Here is a 14,155-nt window from a genome sequence, read left to right on the forward strand (position 1 = left end):
TATAAATATAAAAACCATCTGTGCTTACAGATGGTTTTTATATTTATATCAATGGTTATGAATTAGCTTTGTAATTGATTGGCTACAAACAAAGGCTTATCCGTCATCATTTTATTAACTTTATCTGCTATCGCATGTAAGGCTTCTTCATTTCCTACATTAGCAATCGCGTGATCGATAAGATCTACAATAGTAAGCATATCATCCTCTTTTAAACCTCTGGTAGTTACTGCAGATACTCCAATTCTTATTCCGGAAGTTACAAATGGTGATTTATCATCAAATGGCACCATATTCTTATTAACAGTAATATCTGCTACTCCCAATGCTTCTTCTGCTTCTTTCCCTGTCACGTTTTTATTACGCAGATCAATCAACATCATATGATTGTCTGTTCCATCAGAGATAACATTGTATCCTTTCTTATGAAACTCCTGAGCCATTGCTGCTCCATTTTTCTTTACCTGTACCATATAATGCAGGAAATCATCTGATAATGCTTCTCCAAAAGCAATTGCTTTGGCTGCGATAATATGCTCTAGAGGACCACCCTGATTTCCTGGAAAAACAGCGCTATCCAAAATAGAAGACATCTTGCGAAGTTTTCCACTCTTTAAGGTAATTCCAAATGGGTTATCAAAATCTTTCCCCATAAGTATCAATCCTCCTCTGGGACCTCTTAATGTCTTATGAGTAGTAGTCGTTACGATATGACAGTAAGGAATTGGATCCGCCAGAAGCCCTTTGGCGATAAGTCCAGCCGGGTGTGCAATATCTGCCATTAGAATCGCTCCAACACTATCTGCTATCTCTCTGAATTTTTTATAGTCAATTTCTCTAGAATAAGAAGAAGCTCCTGCTATAATTAATTTAGGTTGTTCTGCCTTAGCAACTTCCAGAATCTTATCATAGTTTAATCTTCCGGTTTCTTCTTCAACCCCATAAAATACCGGCGTATATAATTTCCCGGAAAAATTAACCGGAGAACCATGAGTAAGGTGTCCTCCATGAGAAAGATCAAATCCTAATATTTTATCTCCTGGCTTTAAGCAGGCATGAAAAACTGCTGTATTTGCCTGAGAACCTGAATGGGGCTGTACATTTGCATATTCAGCACCGAATAATTCTTTAGCTCTATCAATTGCTATTTGCTCCACTTGATCTACAACAGCACACCCACCGTAATATCGTTTTCCGGGGTATCCTTCTGCATATTTATTAGTTAAAACAGATCCAGCCGCTTCCATTACTTGTTCACTAACAAAGTTTTCTGAAGCAATAAGTTCTAATCCATTAACCTGACGGTCTTTTTCGTCTTGGATTAAATCAAAAATTAGTTCGTCTCGTTGCATGAATTTTCAATTTGTATTTTAAAAAAACCAAAAATAGCAAATACATTCTTTAAATTCGATGAAAACTTTATATTTGACATATAATTATACATAAAAAAATCACAATGCCTATAACCGCAAATGACCCAAATAGAAAAACCTGGATAGAAACTCCTGCAAATACGGATTTTCCTATTCAGAATATCCCTTTTGGAGTGTTTCTTACCAGAGATGATATTATCACTATAGGAACCCGAATTGGAGATACGGCCATAGACTTAGGTGCTTTACACCAGTTGGGATATTTTGAAGGTATCCCATTAACAGACGATATATTTTTACAAGACTCATTAAATGACTTTATTTCTGACGGAAAAAAAACCTGGAGATTGGTCAGAAATAGAATTGCCGATATTTTTGATGCTAAAAATGATCAGTTAAAAAACAATGAAGAGCATCGAAAAATAGTCTTGTTCGCACTTGACGAAATCGAAATGCAACTTCCGGTTACTGTAGGAGACTACACGGATTTCTACAGTAGTATTGAACATGCTACCAATGTCGGAAAAATGTTCAGAGACCCTGAAAATGCCTTACTTCCAAACTGGCTACATATTCCGGTTGGATATCACGGGCGCAGCAGTTCTATTATTCCTTCGGGAATTCCTGTGCACAGACCTCAGGGGCAAAAATTAATTAATGGTTCTGATACGCCTATTTTTGGGCCATCCAGATTAGTAGATTTTGAGTTAGAAATGGCTTTTATTACTACAGATGCGAATCAATTAGGAGAGCCAATTCCTGTAGATGAAGCTGAGGATTACATTTTTGGTCTCGTATTATTTAATGACTGGAGTGCCAGAGATATTCAAAAATGGGAATATGTACCTCTTGGTCCTTTCCTGGCTAAAAACTTTGCTTCTTCTATTTCTCCCTGGATTGTAACCCTGGATGCTTTAGAGCCTTATCGTGTAGATGGTCCTAAGCCTTTAAAAGAGCAACTACCTTATCTGCAATACACGGGTAAGAAAAGTTTTGATATCAAACTAGAGGTTGCTATACAACCTGAGAAGAAAAAAGAAACTGTAGTTTCCAAAACCAACTTTAAGTACATGTACTGGAATATGGCACAGCAATTAGCACATCATACTGTAAATGGGTGTCCTGTTAATTCTGGTGATATGATGGGAAGTGGAACCATTTCTGGTCCTACTCCAGATTCTTATGGTTCTATGTTGGAATTAAGCTGGAGAGGAGAGAAACCTGTTCAACTAAACGAAGGAGGCAGCCGTAAGTTTATAGAAGACAATGATACTGTAATCATCAGAGGATATTGCGAAAAAGAAGGAACAAGAATTGGATTTGGAGAAGTTTCTTCTCAATTACTTCCTGTTTTTTCTAAAAAATAATACGATCCAACAATTCATAAAACCTCGGACGCTTATATCCGAGGTTTTTTTATTACCTTATTTGGCACCAAAATTGTAACGTATAGTGGACATATAAACCGATCCTATGAAAAAATTATTACTTTTTTTATGTATTACCCTGATATTAGGTTCCTGTAGCAGTGTCAAAAAAAATCAGGAAGCTTTGAATACCGGGAACTATGATAGTGTAATACAAAGCAGTTTAAAACAATTACAAAGAGGGAAAGACAAAAAAAGAAAACAGCCTTATATTCCTTTATTAGAAGATGCTTATGCCAAGGTTGTTGCCAGAGATATTAATACAATTTCCTATCTGGAAAAAGATCAAAACCCTGCGAACTATGAAAAAATATTCAGAACCTATCAGCAGCTAAAATCAAGACAAGAACGCATCAGGCCTATTCTGCCATTATTTATAGTAAATGAAAACAGAAATGCTGTTTTTGAAATGAAATCATACGATACCCAGATTATATCGTATAAAAACAAAGTATCTGAATATCTATACACTACTTCGAAAAATGCTTTGGAAAGTGCTCATAACAAAATGGAGTACCGAAAGGTATACGAAGACCTGAATTACCTCAATAAAATCAATCCTAATTACAAAGACGTGAACAGGCTCATCGAAGTAGCTCACTTCAAAGGAACTGATTTCGTAATTGTAAATATGAAAAACAAAACAGATGTCATTATCCCTAGACGTCTTGAAGAAGACATGCTCAATTTCAGCACCTATGGATTAGATGATCTTTGGACTGTATATCACAGTAAAGCCCAATCCCGAATTAAATACGATTACAGTATGGAAGTAGCGTTTCGGGAAATCAACATCTCTCCGGAACGAGTGCGGGAAAGAGAACTCTCCAGAGAAAAAGTAATCACTGATGGATGGGAGTATTTACTGGATGAAAATGGCGAGGTCGTAATAGATAAAGAGGGGAATAAGGTAAAAGTAGACAAAACAAAAACCGTTCGATGTACTTATTATGAATTTCAGCAATTCAAAGCTGCTAATGTGGTTGGGAATGTCCAGTATAGAAACCTGAGAACCAAACAACTTCTGGATGCTTTTCCGCTAAGCAGTGAATATGTTTTTGAGCATATTTATGCGAATCATTCCGGAGACAGAAGAGCCCTGGAAGATGAACTCGTTCGATTTTTGGGGTTACAGGCAGTTCCATTTCCTTCTAATGAGCAGATGGTATACGACTCAGGAGAGGATTTAAAAAACAAACTAAAAGGTATTATTACCAGGTATCGTTTTAATTAAAACAATATGATTGACCCCGAATTACTTGCAAAAGCAGGTGCTACTCTAAAAAAATATGACAAAGGTGAAGTATTGTTTCACGAAGGATCACATGCTATTTTTTATTATCAGGTAGCTTCGGGAGAAATCAAGATGAATAATTATAACGATGAAGGAAAAGAGTTTATACAAGGGATCTTCGCTAAAGACAAAAGCTTTGGCGAGCCCCCTTTATTTTCAGATTTTAAATATCCTGCAAATGCAGAAGCAATTACTGCTTCAGAAGTATGGTTGCTCCCAAAAGAGAAATTCCTTAAACTGCTAGAAGAGCACCCTACAATTCATCATAAATTCACCAGTACACTAGCCTCCCGACTCTATTATAAAGCCATTATGGTATCGGAAATTTCCACACAAGAACCCGAACATCGTATTCTCCGGATTTTGGATTACTTCAAAAAACAAGAAGCGCAAGGCAATACAGCACCTAAGAGCTACAAAGTTACACTCACTCGACAGCAACTGGCAGATCTTACAGGACTAAGAGTAGAAACCGTTATTAGAGGTATCAAAAAACTAGAACAAAAAGGAGAACTCCTTATTAAAAACCGGAAAGTATATCGCTGATCCATCCGACGCCTTTATGATCCAGATCATAAATTAATAGCTGTCGTCAAGCGTACCTTTGAGTATATAAAAAAAACAACATTATGTACTCAAAATTCCTCAATGATTTCAAAGAATTATACATGGCATATATCCCATTAATGATTATTTTATCCAGTTGTCTGGGCTCTGTAGCAGCTATGCTTATCTTAATGCAAGAGCGGTCTACCTTACAAGTTATAGAATTATCTGCCTGTGTTTTTGTAAGTATGTTCTTCAATGCTTCGATTCTTGCGCAATTAAAGCCTAAATTTGTATTTAATTCATTACTTGTCAGCCTGGGAGTCAATACACTTCTATGCATAGTTAACGCGTTATTCTAAAAACAAATGAAGAACGACATAGAAAACAGAGACGACATTTATCTTCTCATCACCTCTTTTTATAAAAAAGTGAGAGAGAATGAAATCTTAGGTCCCATATTTAATCATATGATTTCTGACTGGGATACACATCTCGACAGACTTACTGATTTTTGGGAAACAAATTTATTATTTGTCCCAAAATTCAAAGGAAATCCGGTAGCTGTTCATCAAAAAGTAGATAAAACATTCAATCACAGTATTACCAACGAGCAATTCGGTATCTGGCTTCAGCTATGGATCACAACACTGGACAACTTATTCAGTGGTGAAAAAGCAGAACTGGCTAAAAACCGAGCACGTAAAATGGCTACCGGTCTGTTCTTAAAAATGTATGAAAAACGCCCCGCTACATAAACTGATGCAACACCTGCGGGGTAATAGCACTATGAGATGCATGATGGACTGTCTGTCCTTTTCTGATAACAATAAACTGAGGGGATTCGTGATACACCTGGAATTTAGCTGCTATTTCTGAAGAAATATCTCTGTGATTTAACAAATCCAAGTAATACAAATCCACGTCTTCTCCTGTCAAATCAAAACTTCTTTCAAAACTGCGAATTACCATTCCACTAATTCCACATCGTGTAGAGTGTTTAAAAATAGCCTGTAATTTGGAATGTGATGCTTTTTCTATCTCATCCAATTGCTCCATAGCAGTTAATTGCTTCCATGGTAATTCCTTTTTGGTCTCTTCTTTCTTCTCTCCTGACCCGAAGATTTTATCAAATATCCCCATAAATAATGTAAGTATCGTTCTTTATTATTACAAATCTAATGAAATGCTTCTTCATGAAACAGTTCTGTGACAAATTAGTCGATCTACCATACAATTCTTTACAACCTGTCATTTTGTCTTTCAAAAAACCACAAAAACAGACATTTTGACTTCTTTATTACAGAGGTATGTAATTTGATTCCTTCTCAACAAAAGAAAAAGAAAAGCACATATGAACTTTAATAATTTCACCATAAAATCACAGGAAGCCATTCAGCAGGCGCAGCAATTAGCGCAGGGCTATGGTCATCAACAAATAGAGAACGAACATATTTTCAAGGCGATTTCTACCGTCGATGAGAATGTACTTCCTTTTATATTAAAAAAATTAAATGTCAATTTATCATTGCTACAGCAAGTAGTAGATAGCACCTTACAAAGCTTCCCTAAAGTTTCCGGAGGAGAGCTTCAACTATCAAGAGAAGCAGGAAAATCATTAAATGAAGCTAGTATTGTTGCTAAGAAAATGAATGATGAATACGTTTCTATAGAACATCTCTTATTAGCTATTTTTAAATCTTCCAGCAAAGTAGCACAGATATTAAAAGATCAAGGAGTCACCGAAAAAGATCTTACTGCTGCTATTAATGAAATCAGAAATGGAGAGCGTGTTACTTCTCAAAATGCAGAAGACACCTACCAGTCTTTAAATAAATACGCAAAAAACCTAAACCAATTAGCAGAAAGTGGAAAACTGGATCCTGTCATCGGAAGAGATGAAGAAATCAGAAGAGTGCTTCAGATTTTGTCAAGACGTACCAAAAACAACCCAATTCTTATCGGGGAACCCGGAGTTGGAAAAACAGCCATTGCAGAAGGCTTAGCTCACCGTATCATTGCCGGAGATATTCCCGAAAATTTAAAAAACAAGCAAATTTTCTCTCTGGATATGGGTGCATTGATCGCCGGTGCCAAATTCAAAGGAGAATTTGAAGAACGATTAAAAGCTGTTGTCAAAGAAGTAACAACCAGTAATGGAGACATCGTTTTATTCATTGATGAGATACATACACTTGTCGGTGCAGGTGGCGGACAAGGCGCAATGGATGCTGCAAATATCCTAAAACCTGCTTTGGCAAGAGGAGAACTCAGAGCTATTGGAGCCACCACACTGGATGAGTACCAAAAATACTTTGAGAAAGACAAAGCATTAGAAAGGCGTTTTCAGAAAGTTATTGTAGACGAACCAGATACCGAAAGTGCCATTTCTATTCTTCGGGGAATCAAAGAAAAATACGAAACACATCACAAAGTACGCATCAAAGATGAAGCGATTATTGCAGCCGTAGAGCTATCACAGCGATATATCACCAATCGTTTTTTACCTGATAAAGCAATTGACCTGATTGATGAGGCCGCTTCAAAACTTCGAATGGAAATCAACTCTAAACCAGAAGAATTGGATGTTCTGGATAGAAAAATTATGCAATTAGAAATTGAAATTGAAGCGATCAAAAGAGAAAATGACGAAACGAAGTTAAAATCCCTATACGCTGATCTCGCCAATATAAAAGAAGAACGAAATGATATTTTTTCTAAATGGCAAAGCGAAAAAGAAGTAGTGGATGCCATCCAAATGACTAAAAAAGACATTGAGGAATATAAGTTAGAAGCTGAAAGAGCTGAACGAAATGGAGATTATGGCAGTGTTGCTGAATTGCGCTATGGAAAAATAAAAGAAGCGCAGGAAAAACTGGAATCCTTACAAAAACAACTGTTAGAGCAGCAAAGTAAATCATCACTTATAAAAGAAGAAGTAACCAATGATGACATTGCCGAAGTGGTTGCTAAATGGACAGGTATTCCGGTAACTAAAATGCTGCAAAGTGAGCGGGAAAAGCTACTTCAGTTAGAAAAGGAGTTACAAAAAAGAGTTGTCGGACAATCAGAAGCCATACAAGCTGTAAGTGATGCTGTCCGCAGAAGCCGTGCTGGATTACAAGATCAGAAAAAGCCTATCGGTTCTTTTCTTTTCTTAGGAACTACAGGGGTAGGAAAAACAGAATTAGCAAAAGCTCTTGCAGAGTATTTATTTGATGATGAAGGCGCCATGACCAGAATAGATATGAGTGAATATCAGGAGAGACATGCCGTCAGCAGATTAGTAGGAGCCCCTCCAGGATATGTAGGTTATGACGAAGGAGGGCAACTCACAGAAGCTGTCAGACGTAAACCCTATTCTGTAATTCTACTTGATGAAATAGAAAAAGCACATCCCGATACCTTTAATATCTTATTACAGGTACTAGATGAAGGAAGGCTTACAGATAATAAAGGAAGAACTGCTGATTTCAGAAATACCATTATTATTATGACCAGTAATATGGGGAGTCACATTATACAGGAAAAACTAGAAAATATCCCTGACCTGGAAACAGCTATGGATATGGCTAAAACAGAAGTATTAGAACTACTGAAACAATCCATTCGTCCGGAATTTCTAAACCGAATAGACGATATCATAACCTTTACTCCATTGACTAAAGTAGATATTACAAAGGTAGTTGCCCTGCAATTAAAACAGGTATCTGCCATGCTGGCTCAGCAGCAAATTACCTTAGATGCCACAAATGACGCCATTTCCCTTTTAGCAGAAAAAGGGTTCCAGCCTGAGTTTGGAGCCAGACCCGTAAAAAGAGTCATTCAAAAAGAAGTGCTCAATGCTCTTTCTAAAGAAATATTAGCAGGAAATGTCTCTACAGATAGCATTATCCTTATTGATGCATTTGACGATGCATTGATATTTAGAAACCAAACAGACCTAGTTTCTTAAAGCAATTTTGATTAATTTGTGTTAAATAAAAAAGCAATAAGCCATCCGGTTTATTGCTTTTTTTATAAATACCACACGATACATTAATGGTTTCCAATAAGATATCAACAAAAAAACCGTAATTTTGGTGATAATTTTTTCTGAAAAAAGAAAAAGTTTTAACTAAATTGCCTCCGATGAGAACATTTTGTATAACAGTACTATTATTGAGCTGTTTAAATGTAGAAAGTCAGGATCAAAAGGGCATTATTTCTGATATTTCTACAAAATATGAAGTTATTAGAGAGTTGATAGGGAGCAATTCTTTTAGCAAAGAAAACAGTTCTTATTTTTGCAAGGATTTTACGGAAAGTGGGATAATAACTTATTATTACAACAGCAGCGAACTAAAACACATTCTTCACACATATACTCAGAATCATATTAGCCATAAAGATGAGTATTATGTATGGAACAATCAGCTCTTTTTTCAACTCACTACACATACAACTCATTACAAAACATATAAAGAGTCTCCAGACCCTATTGATATTACTCATACGATGGAAAAAAGATATTATTTTGACAAGGAAAAATCTATCTTGTGTAAAGTAAAAGAATACCAAACCAAAAACAACCAACCGATAAAAACCAACTCCGTATCTTCTAAAAAAATACGATGCAATCAAAGTCAGGACATCCTAAAAAAATACAAAATTCTCCTTGACTACAAAAGCAAGAAAAGTACCGATAACTGTATGGTAGCAAGAGAAATGCACTAACCCCTCCCTGCTTTTATAAATTTTAAAAAGAATTAACATAAAAATATACCGATTGGTATTATTTTTTTGATACTTTTGTTTCAGAAGTAAATTTTATGGCGAGTAAAGCAGATCAGACAAAGGCATTTATTATTAAGAAAGTAGCCCCTATTTTTAATAAAAACGGGTATGCAGCTACAAGTCTTAGTGATATTACCAAAGCTACTGGACTCACTAAAGGCGCTATCTATGGAAATTTCAAAAACAAAGAAGAACTCGCTATTGAAGCCTTTAATATGGTCGTAAAGGGAGTACTTCGCAGGATTACAGAGTACCAAAACAGAAGTGACTCGCCTTTTGAAAAATTGACCTTACTTACCAAGTTCTATCGCAACTATTATGATTACATCTATGAATACGGTGGATGTCCTATTATAAATATGGGAGTAGATGCTAATAATCAAAACACAGAACTGTTTGCACATGTTCAGTATACCATAGAAAGAATACAAAAGAATCTGGTAAAAATTATTGAACAAGGAAAAAAAGAAGGAGAAATTAAACCCGCTATAGATTCCTGGCTATATGCTAAACAAATTTATACAATGATCCAGGGAGCCGTATTTATGACCTATACCATGAATGACGAAAACTATCTTTCTTCAATTATGGATAAAGTGGATCAAATGATCCTGAATGAAATAAAAAAATAATATTTTTTTAACCTAAAATATACCGATTGGTATAAAATTATTCACTAACAAAAACAAAGATAATGAAGACCTTACCTAAAATTTTAAACAGTTTTGCCAGAATACGATTTCAAGATTGTGATCCTTTTAACCACCTAAACAACGCCTCTTACCTCAATTATATGATCAACGCCCGGGAAGATCAGGTAGCAGAACATTATCAAATTGACATTTTTGAAATGGCAAAGAACCAAGGAGTAAGCTGGGTAGTCGGAAGCAATCAGATTGCTTATCTCAAGCCTGCATTTACCATGGAGAAAGTATGCATCGAATCACAATTAATCAATTTTGATAAAAACATGCTACAAGTAGAAATCAGGATGCTCAATGAAGATAAAACAGAGTTAAAAGCAGTGTTGTGGAGTACATTCATTCACTTTAATCTACTAAAGCAAAAAAAATGGAACCACAATGAACAGTTACTATCTCTTTTTGAATCAGTTAAGTCTCCTGTTGAAGCAAAAAGCTTTGATGAAAGAATTTTAGAAATTAAATCCAAAAAAATGCAACTTTTTTAGTTTTTTGGCGTCTTATAGAATACATCAATCAATTAAATACATCACTATGAAATTCTCGAAAAGGATAAATTCTTCCAGAAAAAGAGTTTATTATGTTTTTATTGGATTTTTTATAATCGCCCTTTTATCAATGCTTGTCGTGTCCTGGCAATTAGGCATTTTTGAATAGACCTATTAGGGAAAATAGCAACATTTTTCCAGAGTTCATTTAATTTATGATATCACCTATATACAAAGAGACTTCATCATACCCATGATAACGTCTCTTTTATATTTTTTATACCGTATAATAACACCCTATTTCCATCTTCTGAAAGCAAAAAACAGTACTTTTACAATCATAAATAATCAGCATGTTCAGAAGTATCTTTTTTCATTTTTTATTCTTTTTTCTTATTACCCTAACTGCTTGCAAAAGCGGAAAACACATCTCCATAAAGTTCCATGACGAGTATGTTGTACAGAATGATACTGTATTTAGTAGTTCCAGAATTGGAGGGCTTTCCAGTATTGATTATGACCCAAAAAGCGATCAATATTATATCGTATGTGATGACGCCAGACATCCCAGATTCTACAAAGCTTCTATAGAGATCAATAATAACAAAATAGAAGACATCCGTTTTACTGCTCCGATTAAAGTTCAAAACCCAGAAGAAAAAACCCTGGATCTGGAAGCATTGCGACTGTCTGATAATAATACATTGGTTTTTACCAGTGAGGGGTCTGTTAAAAACAATAGCAATCCTGCTATATTCACTACGGAGCTCAACGGTACTTTCATAGATGCTTTCAAGCTTCCCGGCAACCTGCTTGCTACAGGGAGCAATGCCCCCAGACACAATGCTGTTTTCGAGGGATTAACCCCTGACATACACAATAAGGGATTTTGGGCATCTATGGAGCTTCCTTTACAAAAGGACGGAGAAGAACCTTCATTCCTGCATCAGGGGGCTCCCGCTAGAATCACTTTCTTTGACAAAAAGAGCAAAACTCCTTCATTTCAATTTACTTACCCACTGGACAAGCTAGCAAGAGATCCAAAAGGAAAATTCGGAGTCAATGGGATTACCGGACTGGTACAAATCACTACTGATCTTTTTATCATCCTGGAACGAGGATATGTATCCGGCTACGGAACACAGGGAAATACTGTCAAACTCTATGTAGCTGATAAGAAAAATGCAACCAATACCCTTCATCAGACCTCTTTATCCGATGCCCCTTATTCCAGTGCTTCCAAAAAATTACTCTTTGATTTTGAAAGCGTCAGAGCAAAATTAACAAATAACATAGTAGACAATATAGAAGGTATTACGATAGGTCCCACCCTTCCTAATGGCAACCCTTCTCTCATTCTTATTGCTGATAATAACTTCAATCCATCAGATATCCAGATCAACCAATTTATCCTCATGGAATTGATCATTAAAAAATAATCCTATGAAACACATCTGTATATTTCTCTTTTCTATCCTTATTATTGGTTGTTCCTCTCCCACTACTTCTACCACATCAGAAACAACAACTTACTTCTTGATTCGGCATGCAGAAAAAGACCTCAGTGACCCCAGAAACCCAAATCCTATGCTTACCGAAAAAGGAAATATCAGAGCAAAAAAGTGGGCAGCTATTTTAGCTCCCTCCTCAATTGATTACGTATACAGCACTCAATTTCTACGAACAAAACTAACAGCTACACCTATCGCCCAAAAAAATAAGGTACCAATAACCACATACGCTCCCAACAAGCTATTATCGAAAGATTTTAAACAAAAAACAAAAGGAAAAACTACCGTAATTATCGGGCACTCTAATACCATCCCTTCTTTTATAAACACGCTATTGCAAAAAAAGAAATACGATGATCTCGAACATGAAGATTACGGCAAATTATTTATTATCAAAATCACAGGAGATCAAATTACAGAAACTGTATTGGACATTAATTAACAGCAATCTTCTTTCAGTACATACACATGAATATCTTCTAAGGCAATAACAGAAACCTGCTTTAATTTCCCGGTCTCAAACAATGTATCCAATTGAGACAAATCTGTATGCAAGGCCTCCGTTTTATAATTTTTATAATCTGCAAATCGAATGCCTGAAACCACTCGTGGATTATATCCTTCTCTAAAGCGAATTCCCCCGCCATTAACCGCATATTTATACGCCAGATAGTCAACGGTGTAACGTTCTTTATGTATCCAATACATAAATTCGTCTTCATAATCCGTTCCTCCTCCTTCCTGATCAAAAGTTACTTTTATCTTGTAATAAGGTTCCCCCTTTAATACCGTCTCTCCTGCCAGGGTTTTATTCACTGCAGCAGCGTTTAATCCATACGGAAGCATTGCAAAATAGTGCACTGAGTTTACCCCATCACTGATTTTAGTCACCAAAGAATCTGCAACTGTAACCGCACATCCATTCACACGCCGCAATAATCCTTTATTACTCACTACATCGTGCACTTCTTTTGTATCTGATACAACCTTGCGCTCCAGTTGGTACACCCCTTTTCTTCGTTCACTTCTATACTGTTTCCCTCTAAAGGAAAAATGAATCACAGATTGATCGAATACCGTTCCTCCAGCCTTTTCGATTGCTTTATCTACAATTTCCTGCGCCGTCTGCTGATAAGAAAATACCGAAACATGAATCATCACGAAAAAAAACGAAAAAAATAAAAAACGAACCATAACTACTTATTTTACTCACATAGTGAGATGTTACAATTTCAGGAAGCCTCCTTACTATTAAAAACTTATTTCTTTTAAAGTACCTCAGTACAAATCTCAAGGTACATCTGTAATAACGAAAGTACTCTTTATTCTAATCATTTATGCTAGAATTTTGTTAAAGCATTACAAGTACGACTATCGTATCCCCCAATAATCAAGGTGCCAATACACTGAAACGTATCGAAAAGGCAGCACTTGTTTTTCTCAACGTCTGTTGTACCTCTCTCTAAATAACCGGTGCAACTTCCAATTCCTCTGCAAACCTTCCCTTCTTACTTTTCTGCACTCGTCAGACCAGATTTAATCCGGTATACTCCTTCATACAAAACCACCCCTTCCTGAGTAGAGATATGTTAACAAAAAAGATTTTTTAGTAATTTTGCAATCTAACAAACCCCAAAAAATACACTCATGAAACATACCCTTATTTTATTATTTTCTACAGTTCTATCAATGACTATTACTGCACAGGAAGCCGATGCTTACAAAAAAGTAACCACCTCATTTACAGAGTACTTTAACCAGCAAGATGCAGCAGCTATTTTTGAACTGTACACTCCCGAAACGCAAAATGACATAACAAAAGAAGGAGTCGCTGCCTTTGTAAAAGGATGTTATAGTCAATTTGGGAAATTAACCCAAACCGAATTCCAAAACACTTCGGGAAAAGTACATACGTATACTGCTACATTTGAGAAAGCAAGCCTGTCCATGGAATTATTACTGGACGATCAAGACAAAATAATATCTATTCAATTTGATCAATTATAGGCGAATTTTATAGATATATCCTATAACAAAGC

General features: G+C 35.9%; 15 protein-coding genes. 12 read left to right on the top strand and 3 right to left on the bottom strand.

Annotated features, from left to right (window positions below; all coding sequences use genetic code 11):
* Positions 1–62: 62 nt before the first annotated feature.
* Positions 63–1,352, bottom strand: a complete 1,290-nt coding sequence (gene glyA / locus ACFSTE_RS22250) for a serine hydroxymethyltransferase (protein WP_176030926.1) — start codon at positions 1,350–1,352, stop codon at positions 63–65.
* 104 nt (positions 1,353–1,456) lie between these two features.
* On the opposite strand from glyA, the gene fahA reads away from it, so the two are divergent.
* From fahA to ACFSTE_RS22275, 5 genes are all read left to right on the top strand, one after another.
* Complete coding sequence (gene fahA, locus ACFSTE_RS22255) at positions 1,457–2,740, top strand: fumarylacetoacetase (RefSeq protein WP_176030927.1); 1,284 nt, start codon at positions 1,457–1,459, stop codon at positions 2,738–2,740.
* A gap of 106 nt (positions 2,741–2,846) precedes the next feature.
* Positions 2,847–4,034, top strand: a complete 1,188-nt coding sequence (locus tag ACFSTE_RS22260) for a hypothetical protein (RefSeq protein WP_176030928.1) — start codon at positions 2,847–2,849, stop codon at positions 4,032–4,034.
* Between the two features lie 6 nt (positions 4,035–4,040).
* On the top strand, positions 4,041–4,640 hold the full coding sequence (locus ACFSTE_RS22265; RefSeq protein WP_176030929.1) for a Crp/Fnr family transcriptional regulator: 600 nt from the start codon (positions 4,041–4,043) through the stop codon (positions 4,638–4,640).
* 83 nt (positions 4,641–4,723) lie between these two features.
* Entirely contained in the window at positions 4,724–5,002 is a 279-nt protein-coding gene (locus ACFSTE_RS22270) for a hypothetical protein (RefSeq protein WP_176030930.1), read from the top strand.
* A 6-nt stretch (positions 5,003–5,008) separates the two neighbouring features.
* On the top strand, positions 5,009–5,398 hold the full coding sequence (locus tag ACFSTE_RS22275) for a group III truncated hemoglobin (RefSeq protein WP_176030931.1): 390 nt from the start codon (positions 5,009–5,011) through the stop codon (positions 5,396–5,398).
* Here ACFSTE_RS22275 and ytxJ read toward each other — a convergent pair.
* Positions 5,391–5,783 carry a bacillithiol system redox-active protein YtxJ gene (gene ytxJ, locus ACFSTE_RS22280; protein ID WP_176030932.1) on the bottom strand — a complete coding sequence of 131 codons (393 nt, stop codon included), beginning with the start codon at positions 5,781–5,783 and terminating at the stop codon, positions 5,391–5,393. The two genes, ACFSTE_RS22275 and ytxJ, sit on opposite strands and share 8 nt — an antisense overlap.
* 211 nt (positions 5,784–5,994) lie before the next feature.
* On the opposite strand from ytxJ, the gene clpB reads away from it, so the two are divergent.
* The 6 genes from clpB (at position 5,995) to ACFSTE_RS22310 (ending at position 12,558) form a co-directional block, all read left to right on the top strand.
* Positions 5,995–8,595, top strand: a complete 2,601-nt coding sequence (clpB, locus tag ACFSTE_RS22285) for an ATP-dependent chaperone ClpB (protein WP_176030933.1) — start codon at positions 5,995–5,997, stop codon at positions 8,593–8,595.
* Between the two features lie 176 nt (positions 8,596–8,771).
* Positions 8,772–9,356, top strand: a complete 585-nt coding sequence (locus tag ACFSTE_RS22290; RefSeq protein WP_176030934.1) for a hypothetical protein — start codon at positions 8,772–8,774, stop codon at positions 9,354–9,356.
* 95 nt (positions 9,357–9,451) lie between these two features.
* Complete coding sequence (locus ACFSTE_RS22295; RefSeq protein ID WP_176030935.1) at positions 9,452–10,048, top strand: TetR/AcrR family transcriptional regulator; 597 nt, start codon at positions 9,452–9,454, stop codon at positions 10,046–10,048.
* Between the two features lie 62 nt (positions 10,049–10,110).
* Positions 10,111–10,605: an acyl-CoA thioesterase gene (locus ACFSTE_RS22300; RefSeq protein WP_176030936.1), complete on the top strand. Its 495-nt coding sequence runs from the start codon at positions 10,111–10,113 to the stop codon at positions 10,603–10,605.
* A gap of 353 nt (positions 10,606–10,958) precedes the next feature.
* Positions 10,959–12,044: an esterase-like activity of phytase family protein gene (locus tag ACFSTE_RS22305; protein ID WP_378298405.1), complete on the top strand. Its 1,086-nt coding sequence runs from the start codon at positions 10,959–10,961 to the stop codon at positions 12,042–12,044.
* 4 nt (positions 12,045–12,048) lie between these two features.
* Positions 12,049–12,558: a phosphoglycerate mutase family protein gene (locus tag ACFSTE_RS22310; protein ID WP_378253960.1), complete on the top strand. Its 510-nt coding sequence runs from the start codon at positions 12,049–12,051 to the stop codon at positions 12,556–12,558.
* Here ACFSTE_RS22310 and ACFSTE_RS22315 read toward each other — a convergent pair.
* On the bottom strand, positions 12,555–13,310 hold the full coding sequence (locus tag ACFSTE_RS22315; protein WP_378253958.1) for a DUF6503 family protein: 756 nt from the start codon (positions 13,308–13,310) through the stop codon (positions 12,555–12,557). The genes ACFSTE_RS22310 and ACFSTE_RS22315 overlap by 4 nt on opposite strands.
* 453 nt (positions 13,311–13,763) lie before the next feature.
* Between ACFSTE_RS22315 and ACFSTE_RS22320 the strand changes: the two genes are divergently transcribed.
* On the top strand, positions 13,764–14,123 hold the full coding sequence (locus tag ACFSTE_RS22320) for a DUF3887 domain-containing protein (RefSeq protein WP_378253956.1): 360 nt from the start codon (positions 13,764–13,766) through the stop codon (positions 14,121–14,123).
* Positions 14,124–14,155: the final 32 nt, after the last annotated feature.

The organism is Aquimarina hainanensis (genome assembly GCF_042684685.1).
GTDB lineage: Bacteria > Bacteroidota > Bacteroidia > Flavobacteriales > Flavobacteriaceae > Aquimarina > Aquimarina hainanensis.